Annotated in this window: 12 protein-coding genes; 8 read left to right on the top strand and 4 right to left on the bottom strand. The window is 34.6% G+C overall.

Translation table 11 applies throughout. The features are described 5' to 3' along the window. Nucleotides 1-27: 27 nt before the first annotated feature. The 3 genes from HNS38_RS12975 to HNS38_RS12965 all read left to right on the top strand — a co-directional run bounded on the left by HNS38_RS12975 (nucleotide 28) and on the right by HNS38_RS12965 (nucleotide 4470). Nucleotides 28-663, top strand: coding sequence for a P-loop NTPase fold protein (locus HNS38_RS12975; RefSeq protein WP_172282025.1), 636 nt, complete (start codon nucleotides 28-30; stop codon nucleotides 661-663). An 81-nt stretch (nucleotides 664-744) separates the two neighbouring features. Continuing rightward, complete coding sequence (locus HNS38_RS12970) at nucleotides 745-2424, top strand: alpha-amylase family protein (RefSeq protein WP_172346585.1); 1680 nt, start codon at nucleotides 745-747, stop codon at nucleotides 2422-2424. A 33-nt stretch (nucleotides 2425-2457) separates the two neighbouring features. Further along, nucleotides 2458-4470 (top strand): alpha-amylase family glycosyl hydrolase, encoded by a 2013-nt coding sequence (locus HNS38_RS12965; RefSeq protein ID WP_172346584.1) that lies wholly within the window; start codon nucleotides 2458-2460, stop codon nucleotides 4468-4470. Nucleotides 4471-4477: 7 nt separating this feature from the next. On the opposite strand, the gene HNS38_RS12960 is transcribed toward HNS38_RS12965, so the two are convergent. The 3 genes from HNS38_RS12960 to HNS38_RS12950 all read right to left on the bottom strand — a co-directional run bounded on the left by HNS38_RS12960 (nucleotide 4478) and on the right by HNS38_RS12950 (nucleotide 9814). Then, the gene (locus HNS38_RS12960; protein WP_172346583.1) at nucleotides 4478-7174 is read right to left on the bottom strand and encodes a histidine kinase; all 2697 of its coding nucleotides are present in this window, start codon (nucleotides 7172-7174) and stop codon (nucleotides 4478-4480) included. Nucleotides 7175-7290: 116 nt separating this feature from the next. Then, nucleotides 7291-8400, bottom strand: a complete 1110-nt coding sequence (locus HNS38_RS12955; RefSeq protein WP_172282018.1) for a hybrid sensor histidine kinase/response regulator — start codon at nucleotides 8398-8400, stop codon at nucleotides 7291-7293. Between the two features lie 208 nt (nucleotides 8401-8608). After that, nucleotides 8609-9814 (bottom strand): M20 family metallopeptidase, encoded by a 1206-nt coding sequence (locus HNS38_RS12950; RefSeq protein WP_172282017.1) that lies wholly within the window; start codon nucleotides 9812-9814, stop codon nucleotides 8609-8611. A 105-nt stretch (nucleotides 9815-9919) separates the two neighbouring features. On the opposite strand from HNS38_RS12950, the gene HNS38_RS12945 reads away from it, so the two are divergent. Beyond that, nucleotides 9920-10483 carry a molybdenum cofactor guanylyltransferase gene (locus tag HNS38_RS12945; protein ID WP_172346582.1) on the top strand — a complete coding sequence of 188 codons (564 nt, stop codon included), beginning with the start codon at nucleotides 9920-9922 and terminating at the stop codon, nucleotides 10481-10483. Between the two features lie 8 nt (nucleotides 10484-10491). Here HNS38_RS12945 and HNS38_RS12940 read toward each other — a convergent pair whose 3' ends face one another. Next, nucleotides 10492-11499: a LacI family DNA-binding transcriptional regulator gene (locus tag HNS38_RS12940; RefSeq protein WP_172282015.1), complete on the bottom strand. Its 1008-nt coding sequence runs from the start codon at nucleotides 11497-11499 to the stop codon at nucleotides 10492-10494. A 193-nt stretch (nucleotides 11500-11692) separates the two neighbouring features. Here HNS38_RS12940 and HNS38_RS12935 point away from each other — a divergent pair, with 193 nt between their 5' ends. From HNS38_RS12935 to HNS38_RS12920, 4 genes are all read left to right on the top strand, one after another. Continuing rightward, nucleotides 11693-14668, top strand: coding sequence for a TonB-dependent receptor (locus tag HNS38_RS12935; protein ID WP_172282014.1), 2976 nt, complete (start codon nucleotides 11693-11695; stop codon nucleotides 14666-14668). Nucleotides 14669-14686: 18 nt separating this feature from the next. Further along, nucleotides 14687-16882, top strand: a complete 2196-nt coding sequence (locus HNS38_RS20230) for a RagB/SusD family nutrient uptake outer membrane protein (RefSeq protein WP_216663718.1) — start codon at nucleotides 14687-14689, stop codon at nucleotides 16880-16882. A gap of 19 nt (nucleotides 16883-16901) precedes the next feature. Further along, nucleotides 16902-18035: a SusE domain-containing protein gene (locus HNS38_RS12925; protein WP_172346581.1), complete on the top strand. Its 1134-nt coding sequence runs from the start codon at nucleotides 16902-16904 to the stop codon at nucleotides 18033-18035. Nucleotides 18036-18114: 79 nt separating this feature from the next. Beyond that, nucleotides 18115-19959 (top strand): glycoside hydrolase family 13 protein, encoded by a 1845-nt coding sequence (locus tag HNS38_RS12920; protein ID WP_172346580.1) that lies wholly within the window; start codon nucleotides 18115-18117, stop codon nucleotides 19957-19959. Nucleotides 19960-20106 lie beyond the last annotated feature (147 nt).

The raw sequence follows: 20106 nt of genomic DNA, 5'->3' as shown, positions 1-20106 counted from the left end.
TAAACTTTAAACTTTAAACTTAGACTTATGTTAGGCGACGTATTATTAATCACAGAAAAGCATATAAATGCTGCTCATGATATTGTTAAAGTCATTTTAGAGCAAAAGAAAAATAAATTTATCATTGCCATTTCAGGTGAAAGTGGTTCCGGAAAAAGTGAATTGGCACACGCTGTGGCGAAAGAACTTAAAAGCCATAAGATTACGGCTAAACCATTACATATTGATAATTATTATCGCATTCTCCCATTAGAAAGAACACAATGGAGAACTGAGAATGGAATTGAAACGGCTGTAGGATTGGGCGAATATGATTGGGATACCATCTACAGAAATGTAGAAGAGTTCAAAACTGGAAGCAAATCAACAGGCCCATGTGTAGATCTAGTGACAGAGCAAGTAGACCAACTCACTACAGATTATTCAGAAGTGGATATGTTGATTATTGATGGACTTTATGCTGTTGAAACTAACGGCGTAGATTTAGGTGTTTTCATAGAGCTTACTTATCACGAAACCAAAAAAGCGCAAAAAGTGAGAGGCAAAGAACCTCAAAACGAATATCGTGCAAGAGTTTTAGAGCAAGAGCACAAAGTAGTTCAGTCTATAAAGCCCAAAGCTCACTTATTGGTGAATATGGAATATCAGGTGGTGAAAGCTTAAAGAATTCACAAAGCTAATACTCATAATACCAACAAGGCGATTTTTACTAAATTCGCCTTGTTCTTTTATACTACAGAAACTATGACAGAAAAAATCTCAATATACCAAGTCTTACCCAGACTCTTCGGAAACCAAAACAAAAAACCAATCCCAAATGGCAATATCCATGAAAATGGATGCGGAAAGTTTAATGATTTCACTCCTCAGGCTTTAGAAAAGACGAGAAACCTAGGAATCAATTATATTTGGTATACTGGAATTATTCGCCATGCCACCACTACAAATTATCCTAAGCTTAAGTCGCAAGACCAATGCATAGTAAAAGGGAAAGCCGGTTCTCCCTATGCCATCACCGATTATTATGATGTAAATCCCGATTTGGCAGTGGATGTTTCACAAAGAATGAAAGAATTTGAGGAGCTTATTGAAAGAACAAATGCTGCTGGAATGAAAACCATCATCGATTTTATTCCCAATCATGTAAGTCGAGATTATAATAGTTTGAACAAGCCAAAGGGAATCCAAGACTTAGGTGAAACTGATAACAAAAACCAAAGCTTTAATCCTCAAAACAATTTTTATTACCTACCTGGTGAAGATTTGAAACTTGATTTCTGTGAACAGCAAAAATACATTGAGAACCCAGCCAAATTTAGTGGCAATGATTGCTTTCATGCCCATCCTCAAATAACAGATTGGTACGAAACCATCAAACTCAATTATGGGGTTGATGTTCAAAACCACTACCAGCAGCACTTCTCTCCCATTCCAAACACTTGGGAGCGAATGCTCGAAATACTCAAATTCTGGACAGCTAAAAACATCCATGGATTCCGCTGCGATATGGTAGAAATGGTTCCTGTAGCTTTTTGGGCTTGGGCTATACCTCAGGTTAAAAAGATAAACCCAGAGATTCTATTTATTGGCGAAGTCTATCAGCCTCAACTATATGAAGCTTATATTAAAGAAGGAAAATTCGATTATCTATACGATAAAGTAGGATTATATGACCAATTAAAAGCAGTGCTTAGAGGAGAAAAACCAGCAAGCACCTTAAGCGACAGTTGGAAAAGTTTACAAGGTTTGGACGAATATATGCTCCGTTTTCTTGAAAATCATGATGAGCAAAGAATTCCTTCCTCTTATTTTGCTGGACAAGCAGAAAAAGCCATTCCCGCCATGTTACTTAGTGCAACTATGCATAATGGCCCAATCATGACATATTTCGGACAAGAATTTGGAGAAGCAGCCCAAGGCTCAACAGGATTTAGTGGTGATGATAGCAGAACAACGATTTTCGATTATTGGAATGTAGAGACTATTCAAAAGTGGAGAGGAAAGTCAGCCTATTCTGGTTCTGGCTTAAATTCTAGTCAAAAACTACTTCAAAAGGAATATCAGAAGATATTGAAACTGAGCATCAACAATCCGATTATAGCAAATGGAGAATTTTATGATTTAACATGGGCCAATAGATATAACCATCATTTTTATCATAATCATGTTTTTGCTTATTTCCGATCTTTTGAAAAAAAATGTTTGCTTTTTATCCTTAATTTCTCTGATAAAACATTGGAGCAAAAAGTAATTATTCCTGGACACGCCCTTGAATTTGCACAAAAAGACACCACAAAACTAAAAGATCAAGTTTTCAAAAATGTCTTTTCAAAAGAAAATATTAAACTCCCTTATTATACCATGGTAAATGATGGAATATCTGTGAATTTAAAACCCTATTATTATCAAGTTTTTGAATTTTAATTTCTTAAATTAGTGCTCTAAAATCCCTGGTCAATGAGTGAATATAAAATAATGCCTATTGTTAATGAAGATCCATGGCTAGAGCCTGTATCTAAAGATATTTACGAACGTTATCAAAGATATGTTGATAGAAAAAAGAACATAGAAAATGAGTTCGGAAGTTTAAAAAACTTTGCTTCTGCTTATCAATATATGGGCTTTCATTTTTCTGAAGATAAAGACTATATCATTTATAGAGAATGGGCGCCTGCAGCAAGAGGCTTGTATTTAATGGGCGATTTTAACGATTGGGAATATTTCACACACCCACTAAGCCTAAAAAAGAATGGAATTTGGGAAATTAAAATCAAGAGAAGTGAAAATCAAAAACTCATTCATGGTAGTAAAATAAAAGTAGCAGTTCAAACGGAAAATGGGGTCACAGCTAGAATTCCTGCCTATATGAATCGCTTATTGCAAAATGAGGAGACTAAAGATTTTACTGGACAGTTATGGATGGAAGAAAACTATAAATGGAAGAACAAAGCTGATTTCAATGCTGATGACAGTTTGTTTATCTATGAGACTCATGTGGGGATGGCACAGGAAAAAGCTGATGTTGGAACCTATGCTGAGTTCGAAGAAAACCTACTTCCATATATTAAAGAATGCGGTTATAATACCATTCAAATTATGGCCATTGCTGAGCATCCTTATTATGGCTCATTTGGTTATCATGTGAGTAATTTCTTTGCTCCCTCCTCTCGTTTTGGAACTCCCGAAGAACTCAAATCACTTATAGATACTGCCCATGGAATGGGAGTTCGTGTGATTATGGATATTGTGCATAGTCATACTGTGAAAAATGTTTTCGAAGGCTTGAATGAATTTGATGGTAGTCCAGACCAATATTTCCACGAAGGACCTAGAGGATATCATGATGCTTGGGATTCTAAGCTTTTCAATTATGGGAAAACAGAGGTTTTACAATTCTTACTTTCCAATGTTCAATACTGGATGAAAGAATTCCAATTTGATGGTTTTAGGTTCGATGGCGTAACCAGTATGCTATATCATCATCATGGTCTAGGAGTTGATTTTGGAAATAGAGATGGGTATTTTAGTCAAGGAGTAGAATTTGATGCAGTTACCTATTTGCAATTGGCCAACGACCTTTGTCACAGCATTAATCCAAATGCCATTACCATTGCAGAAGATGTGAGTGGCTTGCCAGGTTTATGCCACCCCATTGAGGATGGAGGCCTTGGCTTCAACTACCGTTTGGCCATGGGAATTCCTGACAATTGGATCAAGCTCCTCAAAGAACAAAGCGATGAAGAATGGAATATGCAACAGCTCTATCACACGATGGTGGATAGAAACTATCATATTAAAACCATTGCCTATGCTGAATCTCATGACCAAGCATTGGTAGGTGACAAAACCATTGCCTTCAGACTGATGGATCAGGAGATGTATTTCCACATGAAAAAAGATGACGCCAATATTATTGTAGATAGAGGTATCAATCTTCATAATGTTATGCGAATGATGACCATCTCATTAGGTGGTGATTCCTATCTCAACTTTATGGGTAATGAATTTGGTCATCCTGAATGGATCGATTTTCCTAGAGAAGGAAATAATTGGAGCTTTCAGTATGCTAGACGTCAATGGTCTTTACTAGAGAATGACAGTCTTAAATACCAATATCTTTCAGAGTTTGATAAGGCGATGATATCTTTTACTAAAGAAAATGATATATTAAAATCCGGAGCTCCACAAGAACTTTGGCTGGACGAGACCAATAATATCATTGCATTTGAACGCAAAAACTTAGTTTTTGTTTTCAACCTCCACCCTATCAACAGTCCTTTTAATTATTCAATTCAGACTCCTCAGATTGGTTCTTATGAATTAGTTTTCAATTCCGATGCTGGTTATTTTGGTGGCTTCGATAGAATCCAAGGAAATCTACCATTCTTATCAAAACATGAGAATGGCATGCCAAAAATGAATATCTATTCTCCAAATAGAAGTGTTCAAGTTTATAGAAGAGTAGTATAATAACAGACTAATCTATATTAGAATTATAGATGATAGGCAAGTTAATGACCACCATTGTACCTTTTGACTTTGACTGTTCATCTTTTAGGTCAATGATATCGTAAGTAATTTTTCGTTCGGTATATTTATTGAGTGTATAAAGACGTTCTTTAAATAGCTTTGTAGAAAGACTTTCAGCACTACGAGATTCTCCCTTATCTAACTTCTTACTTTCTTCTCTGCCAATTCCATTATCAACCACTTTGAAAACAATAGTTTCTTTATCTCTAACAAAACTGATTTTCACAGTACCAGAACCTTCTAAGTGCTGCAAGCCATGCTCAATAGCATTCTCAATAAATGGCTGTGCTAACATAGCAGGAATTAAAGTACCATCAGTATCAATTTTAGGATCTACATTTAAAGACCAATCAAATTTATCGCCAAACCTGAGTTGTTGTAAGTCTAGGTAATATTCCAAAATGTGTATTTCTTTATCAAGATTGATATAGTCAAATCGAGAACTATCTAAAATCATCCGAATTAATTTTGCAAAACTATTTAGATATTTTACAGCTTTTTTAGCATCATTTTTCAAAACATAGCTTTGTATTGCATTCAATGAATTAAAGACAAAATGAGGGTTCATTTGTGATCTCAATACTTTTTGCCTTAAAGAATTTATCTGCTCAACTGCCATCCTCCGTTCTGTAATATCTTGTAGAAATTCCGCAATATAATTGACATCACCATCAGCATCGAAACTGGGATAAATAGAAACTAATGAATTATATGAATCGATATTTTCATCATAAATAACTGCCTTTTTATCTTGAATAGATTTTCTCACTTTCTGAATTCTACCTGCTTTAACTATTTCTGGCAACTGATTAAAATAATTATCTCCTATTAATTCCTCAACCGTTTTACCAAGGCGTTTTGCTGCAGTTTCATTTATGGATTCAATATTTCCTTCGCCATCCAATAATATAATAGACTCGGTAACTGAATTAAACAAAGTTTGTAGAATCATTCGCTGCTTCTTTTCTAATTCAAGTGCTTTAACCCTACTGGATATATCAAGAGCAATTACCAAAATAGATTCTAGTTCATTATTAATGATCATTGGGGAGAAAGAGAGATTTAATACTAAATCACTTTCATTAATTCTATGTTTCACCTGCAACTCGCAATTTTGCAAAGTCATAGTTACTTTCTCCAAACCCTTTTCAATTTCTTTATGATATATATCTAAAAACATATCAGAAAATGGCTTTGACGCCATCTGTTTCTCATGCGATTGAAAAATACTTTCCGCTCTCTTATTTACATAGCGAGTTTTAAAATCCCTATCAAGTATAAAAAATCCAGTTACAGCATTTTCAAATACATTTTTTAATTGCTTTATTTCTTTTTTGTATTCATCAATACTGGCGAAGCTTATTTTTGAGCGAATCTTAAGAATATTAAACCTTCTAGATTTATTGACGAATAAATAACTTAAACCAATAATAATAATCACGAGTAAAAAGGAAATAACTATCAAATAGGTAATCTTACTCTTTCTGCTCTTTATTTCTATTTCAAAGGTTTCCCTTTCAAGTTTAACTTTTAGATTATGTTCTAAGTTTATCCGTGCCACATAAGATGCATTTTGCTCTTTATAAAACTTTTCATTTAATCCAATCAACTGATTTTGAGTATCAATAATAGAATCAGTATTATTAACAATAGTATAATAATCAAGTTTATATTGTAAATAATATCGTTTATTACTCAATGCTTTATTCTGCAATAAATAACTCTTTGACAAAGATAGACACTCATAAGCCTCATCTAATTCATTAATTTTCAAAGCATTCTGAAAAAGATTTAAATACGAAGCTCCAATTAGTTGAGCCACTCCTCCCTTTAGTCGAGATTCTAAAGCCAAACTATTATAAATTCGTGAAGAATCATATTGTTGTAATTTTGAATACTTAAATGCATTGAGTGTAAATATTGTTCCTGCTAAATTATAAAAACAAGATTCATCTAGTTCTTTTTCTATTTCCTTGAAAACAATATTAAATTTTTCATAATTATTATGAGTAACTAAAAATTTTAAATATGATATTGCTCCACGGATTCTCTGAACACTTTTCTCATTTCTCATGATATCCCAAGATTTAGCAAATAGTTCTCCTGCAAAATCAGGGTTTTCGATAGTATTAAGGTGTCCAAATCTTCTAAGCACGGAAGCTAAAGCTACATTATTCCCATAGCTTTCAGCTAGTAATAATGCTTCAAAATAATATTTGCTCGAAAAAAATAAATCACGATAGTTCCTTAGAGTATTCATTAGAGAAACTCTATTATATATAAGACGAATAGTATCTGTATTATTTTCTTCTACTTCTTGTTCTAAAAGAAGTAAATCATATGCTTGGGCAAGTTGATTATCTTGAATGTAACTGACAGCTTTTAACTGTAGTAATAAGCCTTTATTAAATACTATTTTATTTTGAAGAGCCTGATCTAAAATTTTCAAAGACTCATCATGCTTGGAAAAAAACCTAAAATGAGTGCTTTTCTGAATCATTAAATACTCTGTCATCTGAGCATCATTCTTATACTGATTAAGCAAACTATCAATAAGTACTAACCTGTCCTCATTACAATACCAATTATCTTCTAAATTCTTAGCTGCCTTTAACCCATTCGCATTTTTGTAACCCTTATTCAATAATATATTTTCATAGGAGGCAAAAACGAAACCATGTGATTTTAAATTTCCTATAAATAAAAAACAAAATAGAATAATTAGTGATACAATCTTTGCTTTTGAATACAATAATTTCATCAATCTTCTTCTATAGGTAAAAAAACAATAAACTCACTGCCTTCATTAAGAACTGACTTCACCTCAAATTCTCCATTACATGTCTCCACATAATCTTTAACCAGAATCAATCCTAATCCAGTGCCCTTTTCATTATGAGTACCCATCGAAGTGAAGGTTTCTTTACCTTTTATTTTATTCAATTGTTCTTCATTCATTCCAACTCCATTATCAATAATGGAAAGTTTAATTTTATCTACGTCTGGCAGTGCTTGGATGATAATTTTACCTTTTTCATCCGTAAATTTAACGGCATTAGCCAAAAGGTTTCTAACAACAATGGAAAGTAGTACTTTATCTGACCAAACAAAGAAATCTGCAGGAACTGCTTCAACTAGTTCTATTTCTTTACTTACTATAGAACCTCTTTCCATTTCCACAATTCCGGAAATTAGTCGTGATAAATTAATCAACTCCGGACGATAAATGATTTGGCCTTGTTGAGATTTCGCCCAAAACAATAAATTCTCTAAAAGATTATAAGTATTACGTGCTGTGATTTCAGCATCGGATAAAAGCTCAAAATCCTCTTTAGGATCAATTAGACCATCCAAAATAAACCTAAAAACATTTTTTATGTTCCCTATAGAAGTTCTCAAGTCATGAGATATAATAGAAAAAATTTTATCTCTAGATTTATTGGCCTCTTGAAGTTCTGAGTTTATGGTATTTAATTGCCTTTGTTGTTCTTTAGCGTTTAACTGCACATTTATCCGGTGCAAAACCTCAAGCTTGTGAATCGGCTTAACCATGAAATCCACACAGCCCAATTCAAATGCTGTTGATTTATCATTTTGCTCATACAGGGCGCTAATGACAATAACTGGAATTGTTTTCCAGATTTCATGTTTATTAATTTGTTCCTTAAAATCAAAACCACTCATACCCGGCATCATAATATCAAGAAGAAGAATATCCGGCATGTAATTCTCTTTTAAAAGATTTAGGGCTTCATAACCACTCTCAACAAAAATAACTTGAAATTGTTCTCTTTCAAGCATCTTGCCAATAACTTGCAAATTGGTTATTGAATCATCTACAATTAAAACTTTCTTTTTATCCTCCAACATGACGTTAATTTTTATTCTCTAGTAATCAAACGCATAAAGTGCCAATAGAATATTTTTTCTTCTACCAAACAGTTTTATATTCGTCAACCCATTTCAAACCCATCATACAGCACTAGCAACCAACAACATGACAGACTTAAGCATTTAATTCAAGTAAATGATTGGCAATAAATTTGATTTTAAATAAGCAGATGTAAAAGTAGAGCTTTTAAATTTGATTCGCAACATTTTGTAATTCTTTAATAGCCAACCATGCCATAAGGGCCATACCCGTTTTTAGTGCATCTGAGTCAATATCAAATGTTGGTGTGTGAAGTTTAGATTGAATACCTAGCTTTTCATTTTTTGTTCCAAAACGGTAAAAACACCCTGGTATTTCTTGTGAATAAAAACCAAAATCTTCACCAGTCATTCGCATATCTAAATCCACAACTAAGTCTTCACCCAAAAGCTCAATAGCATTCTGTTTTGCTCTTAATGTTAGTTCCTCATTATTATCTACAAATGGATAACCATGACTTATTTCAACCTCGCAACCTCCACCCATACTTTTTGCTATTCCTGAGGCAATTTGCTTGATTTCTTGATGCATCTCTTGCCTCCATGCCTCATTAAAAGTACGCATGGTTCCTTCTATACGAACATGACTTGGAATTACATTAGTCTGTCCGTTTGCTATAAACTTACCAAAGGATAAAACTGTGGGCATAGTCGGGTTGGCTCGTCTACTGCTTATCTGTTGTAATGCCACAATGATATGCGATGCAATCAATACAGTATCAATAATTTGATGTGGCATTCCTCCGTGTCCTCCTTTAGCTCGTACATCTAAATATATCTCATCGGTACTTGCCATATACTTCCCTGGTCTGAAACCCACTTTTCCAACTTCTAAATCTGGATAAACATGTTGTCCGAAGATACTTTCTGGTGCTGGATTTTCAAGAATTCCTTCTTTAATCATAACACTAGCACCACCGGGATTTTTCTCCTCCGAAGGCTGAAAAATAAATTTAACAGTGCCTTCAAATTGATCTCTTATTTGATTTAAAATACTCAATGTTCCCATTAATGATGCCATATGAGCATCATGACCACAGGCATGCATCATTCCCGCATTTAATGACTTATAAGGAATTTCGTTTTCCTCCTTAATTTCCAAAGCATCCATGTCAGCTCTAAGTGCAATGACCTTCTTCTGAGGATTCTTGCCTTCTATGATTCCAACTATCCCCGTTTTAGCAATACCATATTCATATTTAATGCCTTGCTCCTTTAAAAATGCACAGATATAATTAGCTGTTTTAAACTCCTCAAAAGCAGTTTCAGGATGTTGGTGAAGCCAATTTCTGTGTCCATTAATGGTTTCAAAAAGTTCTTCAGACAAACTCAGTATTCTCTCTTTAAGTAGCATGCTTGCAATTTTTTTCAAAGATATAAATTGTATGGCAATTTAAAGATATTTTTCGTGGTACTTCGATTCACAATCCATACTGAATATTATAGTACTTTTGCATATATGAAATTCGGATCTATTATTTTATCAGGGGGAAAAAGCAGTCGGTTTGGTACTGATAAGGGACTTTTTGTTTTCAGGAAGAAACAAATGATAGAATATGCCCTAGAAATGGCGCAAATATTTTCCACGAAAATTTTAATATCTGCCAATCAAAAAGATTATCTTCGTTTTGGATATCCAGTTATCCATGATATTTATCCAGAACTAGGGCCTATGGGCGGATTATATTCTTCATTAATGGAATCAAATCTAGCATTAAATTTAATACTGCCCTGTGACAGCCCATTTATTTCCGAAGAATTAATTCAAAAGCTCATTGATACTTATAATGGTGAGGAAATCCTATTATTTGAAACAGCTGACGGAAAAATACATCCACTCATTGGTTTTTATCATAAAAGCATTCTGGAAAGCATGCAAGAGCATATCAAAAGCAAGAAGGTAAAACTTATTAGTTTTATCAGAAGCAGATCACATAATATCATCAAACTTTCTCATGAAGATGCTTTACAAACATGTTTTAGAAATTTTAATTCTCAAAAAGATTTACCAAACGACTGGTAATTACTCAACTATTTTACTCCTGTTGATTCTCGTAAAACTAAACTAGCCGAGATGGTTTTGGTTATGGCACGCTTTATCCCATCCATATTGTCTAATAAGAGTTTAGCAGCCTCCTCTCCCATTTGCACACCTTGTTGATCCACTGTACTCAAACTTGGCGAATAAATAGCGGAACTCGTTTCATTAGTAAAGCCCATTACTTTAATATCTTCAGGAATTCTCTTGCCTTTTTTCACCAATTGCTTCATCGTTCCAATTGCTGTTAAATCGTTAACCGCAAAAATCCCATCCAAATCAGGAAACAAATAGAGTATATCCTCTGCAGATTTCAAAGCACATTCATAGGTATCACATTCTACAATAAAGGCATCATTCACCTCTAATCCATTCTTTTTCAATGCATCAATATACCCTTGCTTTCTCTTTTTTCCAATATCCATACTTGAGGAGGCTGCAAAATGAATAATCTTCTTACATCCACAATCTATCATATGTTGAACGGCATCAAAAGCACCTTGATAATCATCAAATAAAACTTTATTATAATCGCCTTCAGGAACTCTATCAAAATACACAATGGGGACGCCCAGTTGTGAGAGTTTATTAAAGTGAGCAAAATCTTTGGTTTCCTTACTCATAGAAACCACTAAACCATCCAATCTATAGGACATAAAAGACTGAATCAATTGCAATTCTCTTTCTAATAATTCATCACTATGATAAATCATAACTTGATAGCCTTGATCATAGGCTACATTCTCAACACCCTCAATCACAGAAGAGAAAAAATGATGTACCAACTGAGGTACCATAATCCCAATAATTTTACTTCTTCTATTCTTTAAACTCAATGCAATTTCATTAGGCCGATAATTGAGTTCACGAGCCATATCTTGCACCGATTTTTTAGTAGCTTTACTAATATCCGGATGATCTTTTAAAGCTCTACTCACCGTGGAAACGGAGACATTAAGAATTCTAGCTATATCTTTTATGGTGATTGGGTGTCTACTCATGTGATTATTCTTAGTTTTATGGTATAAAATTACACATTTTTTTTCAACTGCAAACGTTTGTGAAAACGATTGCGTTAGCTATATTTTATTATAATATTGATTTCCTGTTATTCATGTTAATTTTTCTTAAATTAGTGCTTTGAATTTTTAATCAAAACTATGTTATTTTAATAACACATCAAACAAATCAAATATGTTACAAATTTATCAAAAACTACGGTCCTTATGCCTTTTAATTTTAGCATTTGGATTTTCAGTTATGGTTTATGGTCAGAAAACGACTGTGGACGGGACAATAATTGATGAATCAGACGGTATTACCTTAATTGGTGTAACTGTTCTTGAAAAAGGTACTATGAATGGTACCATTACCGATATCGACGGAAGGTATTCTATTTCCGTTAATGAAGGTGCTACATTAATTTTCACTTACATTGGTTATGAGGAACAAGAGATTCTAGTATCTGGTACTCGAATTAATGTCAGCATGAACTACAAATCAGAGATTTTAAATGAAATTGTAGTTATTGGTTATGGTGAAGTAAAAAAAGGGGATGCAACAGGAGCTGTGGCCACTATTGGTGAAAAAGACTTTAACCAAGGTGTTATCACTTCTCCGCAAGAACTACTTACAGGTAAAATTGCTGGTGTTCAAGTTACTACTGATGGTGCACCTGGTGGTGGTAGCACTATAAGAATTAGAGGAAGTGCTAGTATGAGTGCAAACAATGATCCACTTGTGGTCATCGATGGTATTCCAGTGGATAATGATGGAATTTCTGGATTAGGTAATCCCTTAAGTACTATTAACCCTGATGATATTGCATCTATGACGGTACTAAAAGATGCGAGTGCTACTGCTATTTATGGTTCTAGAGCTTCAAATGGTGTTATTCAGGTGACTACCAAAAGAGGTACAAAGGGAGCTCCTTTTGTATTGACTTATAATGGAAAAGCTACGGTAAATACTATTCCTGCCTATATAGAGTCTCTTGATGCAAATCAATTCAGAAGCCAAATCAAAAGCTATTTTGGAGAGGAATCCACTCAAGCGGCCTTATTAGGAACTGCAAATACCGATTGGCAAAAAGAAATCATGAGTAATTCTTTTAGCCAAGACCACACCGTTAGCGTAAAGGGAAGTACAGAAAACATACCTTATTATGTATCTCTAGGATATATGGACCAAAATGGTATTGTAAATACTTCTAATTACAAAAGAACTACTGCAGCCGTTTCATTAAGCCCTACACTCTTTGATGATTACTTAAAACTAAATTTCAATATAAAAACTATGTTTACAGAAACCCGATTTGCCGATAATGGTGCTATAGGTAATGCTGTAACATTTGACCCTACTCAACCTGTTCGAGACGAAGGAAACGCCTATGGTGGGTATTGGGAATGGTTGCAAGATAATGGGAATCCAATAACTATTGCTCCTGCTAACCCAGTTGGAATGCTAGAACAAAGAGAAGATCGTTCAGAAGTCAGCCGATATTTAGGAAACTTTATGGCTGATTATAAATTCCATTTCTTACCCGAACTTCGTGCCAACCTGAATATGGCTTTCGATGTTAGTGGTTCAAGAGGCAGAATAGATGTTCCGATGAATGCAAGAAGTTCTTGGGACATTGATGGAGATGGTAACCTCATTGGTGGTACCATGAATCACTATTCTCAAGCCAAAAGAAACAATACTTTAGATTTTTACTTAAATTATACTAAAACTATTGAGTCCATTAAATCAAAATTTGATGTGACAGCTGGTTATTCTTGGCAGCATTTTTATCGTAACGACTATAGATATAACAGTAATATCTCTCAAACTGATATTGTAGATGGTCCAATTAGACCAACTGAAAGTTATTTAATATCTTTCTTTGGTAGATTAAACTATACTCTTAACGAGAAATATCTTTTAACTGCTACAGTTAGAAATGATAATTCTTCCAGATTCTCTAAGGATACTAGAGCTGGTATATTTCCTTCCGTTGCTTTAGCTTGGAAAATTAATGAAGAATCATTCCTGAAAGATGTGAATGCCATATCTCAATTGAAATTACGAGGAGGTTGGGGTGTCACAGGTCAACAAGATATTGGAACATCTAATTATCCTTACCTTCCGTTATATATGTGGAGTGAAATGACAGCTATGTATCAATTCGGAAATCAATTTGTATATACCTTACGTCCTAGTGGTTATGACCCAGATATTAAATGGGAAGAAACAACAACGCTTAATGTTGGTTTAGATTTTGGTTTTGCTAGAGATAGAATATTTGGTTCCTTAGAATATTATGAGAAAACCACAGATGATATGATTAATTTCATTCCTGTACCTGCTGGATCAAACTTGTCTAACTATATCTTAACCAATATTGGTTCTATGGAAAACAAAGGTTATGAAGTTACTTTAACGGGACGAATTATTTCTACTCAAAACACTTATTGGGAATTAGGTGTAAACATGAATTATAATGAAAACAAAATCACCAAATTAACACTAAATGATGATCCAGATTATATTGGCGTTCCAACCGGAGGAATCAGTGGTGGTGTAGGAAATAATATTCAAATTCATACTGTTGGTTACCCAATGAATTCATTCTATGTTTATGAACAAGTTTATGATGAAGCAGGTAAACCCATACAAGGCCTTTATGTAGACAGAAATGGTGATGGTACTATTACTGATGATGATAAATATAGAGTTCATAAACCTACAGCAGATTATTCATTTGGTATCAACTCTAGATTTACTTACAAACAATTAGAATTGAGCTTTGCAGGTCATGGTAACATTGGAAATTATGTCTATAATAATGTTCGTTCTTCTACTGGAGCTGTTGGTCAAATGTATAACAACACTCAGTATTTAATAAATGTAACACAAGACGCTCTTGAAACTAACTTTAGTAATTATGAATATTTCTCAGATTACTATCTAGAAGATGCTTCTTTCTTTAGAATGGATTATATTAGATTGGGATATACATTTAGCAAACTTTTTAGTGAAAAATCAGACCTTAATGTATCTTTCACAGTGCAAAATGCATTTGTTCTTACAAAATATTCTGGTCTTGATCCTGAAGTATTTGGTGGCGTTGATAATAATGTTTATCCACGCTCTAGAAACTTCGTACTAGGCTTAAAATTAAATATCTAATCCAAAGAAAATAAAATCATGAAAAAATATTATATCATATTATTAGTATTGGCTCTTGGTCTTTCTTCATGCATGAAAGATTTAGACACCACCCCTTTGGATGAGACTGTGATCACATCCGCCTCTGTATATGAAAACCCTGCTAATTACTATAATGTACTGGCCAAACTATATGCTGGCCTTTCTGTTAGTGGACAAGAAGGTCCTGCCGGACAACCCGATATAGCAGGTATCGACGAAGGGTTTTCAACCTATTTAAGACAATATTGGAAAGCTCAAGAGTTAACAACAGATGAAGCTGTTATTGCTTGGAACGATGGTAACTTAAGAGATTATCATGACATGGATTGGACAGCTTCAAATGAATTTGTTACTGCCATGTATAATCGTATTTTCTATCAAATTTCTTTATGTAATGAGTTCATTAGAGAATCTACTGATGATAAATTATCTGAAAGAAATATCACAGGAGATGACAAAACCAATATTATTGCCTATAGACAAGAAGCTCGTTACTTAAGAGCCTTAAGTTATTATCATGCGCTTGATATGTATGGAAGCACTCCTTTTGTAACTGAGAACGATGCTGTTGGAGCATTCCAACCTACACAAATAGATAGAACTGCTTTATTTGCTTATGTTGAAGGTGAATTAAAGTCAATTGAAAGTCAATTACCCGATCCTAAAACAAATGAATATGGAAGAGCTGACAAAGCTGCTGCTTGGGCGCTTTTAGCCAAATTGTATTTAAATGCAAATGTTTATATCAACTCTGAAATGAATACTGAAGCTATTGAGTATTGTAGTAAAATTATTGATGGTGGTTATTCACTAGAAGACAATTATTTCAATAATTTCAATGCTGACAATCATTTAAGCTCTGAGGTTATTTTCCCAGTTACATTTGATGGAATAAGTACTCGTACATGGGGAGGTATGACCTTTATCATTCATGCTGCAGTTGGTGGAACTATGGATCCTGCTGCTTTTGGTATCGATGGTGGATGGGGAGGAACTCGTACAACAAGTGCTTTCGTTAAGAAATTCTACCCAGAGATTACCGAGGAGACATTAAAGCTATCACCTACTCCACAGTTAAACGACTATCCATTATTATATGTACCCGGTTCACACCAAGGTTGGGACCCAAGTAATACTGAAACTGTATTGGCTTCAGTACTTGATGATGGAACTTATGAAGGATACTTAAATTTCCCTGATGCAGGCACAGAATTTAAATTTACAACTAATCCTGACTGGTCATACGATTGGGGTGATGATGATGCTGATGGAACTTTAGACAGAAGCGGTGCAAATATTGTTGCTTCCGATGCAGGATACTATAAAATCAATGTAGATACAATTGCTAAAACATATACCTTATTAAATACGTATTGGGGACTTATTGGTTCTGCTACTGCTGGTGGATGGGATACCGACCAAGATATGGTTTATAATAGCGAAACTTCTATGTGGGAACTAACTACAGACCTTGCAGAAGGTGAAATTAAATTCCGTGCTAATGATGCTTGGGACCTAAACTATGGTGATACTGGTGCTGACGGCATCCTAACTGAGGGAGGAGACAATATAGCTATTGCAGCTCCTGGAACCTATAAAATCAGCCTCAAACTTGGAGCTCCAGATTATACTTATTTAGTTGAATTATTCTCTGCTCCTTCTTACGATTCTCGTGCAGCTTTTCATGCTGATGGTCAAACATTAATGATTGACAATATCTTTGAATTTACTGAAGGTTATGCCATCACCAAGTTTAGAAATATCAATAGAGATGGAAGTATTGGTTCTGATTTAACCTATCCAGATAATGACTATGCTGTCTTCAGATTGGCTGATTTCTACTTGATGTATGCTGAAGCTGTTATTAGAGGTGGTAATGGTGACCTAGGAAAAGCCGTAGAATATGTAAACAGAGTTCGCTCCAGAGCTTTTGGTGAGGATTCTCAAAACATTACAGCTGCAGATTTAACTCTTGATTTCTTATTAGATGAAAGGGCTAGAGAATTGTATTGGGAAGGTCACAGAAGAACCGACCTCATTCGCTTCGGTAAATTCACTAGTGGTAATTATCTTTGGGATTGGAAAGGAAATGTAGCTACAGGTACTGCTGTTGATGAAAAATATAATCTATTTCCTATTCCATCAACAGATATAGGTGCTAACCCTAATCTTACACAAAACAGTGGATACTAATTTTTTAAAAACGAAGACAATGAAAAAAATAACAATATTATACCTTGGATTGTTCAGTTTACTCCTGATGTATTCTTGTGAAAAGGAAGAAAAAGAACCTATCTTAAATACAGAGCAAATAGCCGCTCCAGTATTTACAAGCCCCAGCAGCGGAACTGCTCATGTACTATTGGAAGCTAATGCTTCTGAAATGTTTGATGCCTTTCAATGGAAAGCTACTGGATACAACCTCAATAATTTAGCAAATACTGTTTATACTGTGGAAATGGATGAAGCATCAAATAATTTTGAATCTCCTATATTCTTAGAAAACACCCAAGAATTGGAAATCAACTATACAGTTGCACAAATGAATACTTTGCTTCTCACCAATAATTTCCCTGCTGATGAAGCTGCTAATTTAAACTTCCGTGTGAAGTCTAATATCACTTCAAACAACACTAGCGAATCTGCTGTTTCTGAAACCATTACTCTTAGTATTACTCCTTATTCTTCTGAAATTAAAATTAAGTCTATCTATATGTTAGGTGATGGTACAGACCCCGGATGGTCAAATACAGACGCTCTTCCAGCCAGTCATATTGCTGATGGTAAATTTGGCATTATAGCAAATCTAGGAGGTGAAGGGTTATTCTTCAAATTCATCTCTGTTCTTGGTCAATGGGCTCCTCAATGGGGAACTGATGATGCCGGAACTGGTGAGAATGGAAACTTAGTTTACCGTCCAACAGAAGATGTAGCAGATCCTGTGGCTATGCCATGTCCAACAGATGCTGGATTATATAGAATTGTTGTGGATACTGCAAATCTTACATATGAGGTTTATGCTGCATCTTCAACTCTATATTTATTAGGCGATGGTTCACCTGCTGGTTGGGACAATACTGCTGCTACCGAAATGACAAATGATGGAGCTGGTAAATTCTCGCTTACAGCTGATTTAACTGCCAATAGCATCAAATTTGTTGAAGTACTTGGTCAATGGGCGCCACAATGGGGAACTGTAGACGGAGCTTCTGGTTATGGTGGAAGTTTAGCTTTCAGACCAACTGAAGCAGATCCCGACCCAGTGAATATTCCTGTTCCTGCTGATGGAACCTACCTTATTGAAGTAGATTTAGCTGCTCAAACTTATAATTTAACACCTCAGTAAAAAGGTGATCAAATCATTGCTGCTTATGTTTTAGTTTGCTAATTCATAAGCAGCTTTTTTATATTAAATAATCTCAATAATGAAGAAATATATAATCTTAATTCTAGCCATTATATTTTCAATAAATAGTTTTGCCCAAGAAGAGTTGGTTGAAAGAATGGAACCTCCTTTTTGGTGGAAAAACATGAATAATCCTGAATTACAAATCATGTTTTATGGAGAGAATATTGCTGAACATAAAATTGAAATCGAGAATAAACAGATTCAGCTCTTAAGAACTGAGCTCACCAACAACTCCAATTACTTGTTTATCTATATTGCTATCGATGAAAAGTTTTCGGAGGATGCCTTTAAAATAAATTTTCTCAAGAATAATAAAATAGCCTCCTCTATACAATATGAATTAAAAGACAGACGAGAAAAATCAGCTCAGCGAGAAGGTTTCAACAGCTCCGATGTGATGTATCTCATTACTCCAGATCGTTTTGCCAATGGAAATCCTTATAATGATCACTTTGATGAATTAGGAGATGAGCTCAATAGGAAAGATAACCAAGCAAGGCATGGAGGAGATTTACAAGGTGTCATCGATCATTTAGACTATATTCAAGAAATGGGATTCACTGCCATTTGGCTGAATCCAATACTCATTAACCATATGCCTCGTACTTCTTATCATGGTTATGCCACAACCGATTATTATAAAATAGATCCTCGCTATGGTACAATTGATGATTATATCCTCCTCTCCAAAGAAGCAGATAAAAGAGGGATTAAACTCATCATGGATCAAATCATGAACCACTGTGGAAGCGAACATTGGTGGATGAAGGATATGCCTGACCAAGACTGGATCAATGATAAAGATATTTATCAAATCACCAATCACCGCAGAACAGTTATAAATGATCCTTATGTGGCACCTTCAGACAAAGCGAAATTCGAAAAAGGCTGGTTTGTTAGTGAAATGCCAGACTTAAATGGCGATCATCCCCTACTACGCGATAATTTGATACAAAATAGCATTTGGTGGGTTGAAGTAGCCGACCTCGGAGGAATCCGTCACGATACCCATCCTTATCCAGGAGCAGAATTCATGTCAGCCTATACCTGTGCCATCATGGATGAATACCCAAACTTTAATATAGTGGGTGAAGAATGGAGCCTAAACCCCTCTATTATCGCCAAATGGCAAAGAGGAAATGAACAAACCAAAAACCTAAACTCATGCCTTCCATCATTAATGGACTTCCCTTTACAGGCTACACTAGTAGAGTCCCTAAAACAAGAGGAAGCATGGAATACTGGTTTAAATAACCTATACGAACTCATTGCCTGTGACTATGTTTACCCAAATGCCAATAACTTGGTTATCTTTCCCGACAACCACGATATGGACAGATATTATACGCAGTTGAATGAAGATTTTGAGCTCTATAAAATGGGATTAACTTACTTTGCCACCACAAGAGGAATACCTCAAATATACTATGGAACTGAAATTCTGATGTCAAATCCACTTTCCCACGATCATGGTGAAATCAGAACAGATTTTCCTGGTGGATGGCCAAATGATAAAGTGAATGCATTTACTGGAGAAAACTTAAGTCCAAAAGCTTTAGAAGCACAAGAATTCCTCAAAACTTTATTGAATTTTAGAAAGAACTGTAGCACCATCCATCAAGGGAAATTAATGCATTATGCCCCTGACAGTGGATTATATGTATTCTTTAGATATGATGAAAATCAGAAAATCATGGTGATCATCAATAAAGGAAATAGAAGTAGAAAGTTGAATTCTTCTAGCTTTCCTGAAATGGAAATAGCTAATATTGAAGGGACTGATATTTTTTCAAAAGAAACCATTATTATCGATGATTTTGAGATTCCCGCAAAAGAATCTACCATCATCCAGTTCAAATAAGTAAATTACTTACAAAATATTTAAAGGCCATATTAATAAATATGGCCTTTTTTAATATTTGTCAACATCAAACGTTTTCGCAAACGATTGCGGACTTTATTGACTCTTCTATATAGCAAAACCACTGTAAATCACTAAAAATTTACT

It is taken from the genome of Lentimicrobium sp. L6 (assembly GCF_013166655.1).
Lineage (GTDB): Bacteria > Bacteroidota > Bacteroidia > Bacteroidales > UBA12170 > UBA12170.
The sequence above is the reverse complement of the archived record's forward strand: the minus strand, read 5'-3'. Positions and strand labels throughout refer to the sequence as shown.

Bases quoted from the DNA above. Each gene is read 5' to 3' on its own strand.
- HNS38_RS12975 (WP_172282025.1), top strand. From the start codon at position 28: ATGTTAGGCGACGTATTATTAATCACAGAAAAGCATATAAATGCTGCT.
- HNS38_RS12970 (WP_172346585.1), top strand. From the start codon at position 745: ATGACAGAAAAAATCTCAATATACCAAGTCTTACCCAGACTCTTCGGA.
- HNS38_RS12965 (WP_172346584.1), top strand. From the start codon at position 2,458: ATGAGTGAATATAAAATAATGCCTATTGTTAATGAAGATCCATGGCTA.
- HNS38_RS12955 (WP_172282018.1), bottom strand. From the start codon at position 8,400: ATGTTGGAGGATAAAAAGAAAGTTTTAATTGTAGATGATTCAATAACC.
- HNS38_RS12950 (WP_172282017.1), bottom strand. From the start codon at position 9,814: ATGCTACTTAAAGAGAGAATACTGAGTTTGTCTGAAGAACTTTTTGAA.
- HNS38_RS12945 (WP_172346582.1), top strand. From the start codon at position 9,920: ATGAAATTCGGATCTATTATTTTATCAGGGGGAAAAAGCAGTCGGTTT.
- HNS38_RS12940 (WP_172282015.1), bottom strand. From the start codon at position 11,499: ATGAGTAGACACCCAATCACCATAAAAGATATAGCTAGAATTCTTAAT.
- HNS38_RS12935 (WP_172282014.1), top strand. From the start codon at position 11,693: ATGTTACAAATTTATCAAAAACTACGGTCCTTATGCCTTTTAATTTTA.
- HNS38_RS20230 (WP_216663718.1), top strand. From the start codon at position 14,687: ATGAAAAAATATTATATCATATTATTAGTATTGGCTCTTGGTCTTTCT.
- HNS38_RS12925 (WP_172346581.1), top strand. From the start codon at position 16,902: ATGAAAAAAATAACAATATTATACCTTGGATTGTTCAGTTTACTCCTG.
- HNS38_RS12920 (WP_172346580.1), top strand. From the start codon at position 18,115: ATGAAGAAATATATAATCTTAATTCTAGCCATTATATTTTCAATAAAT.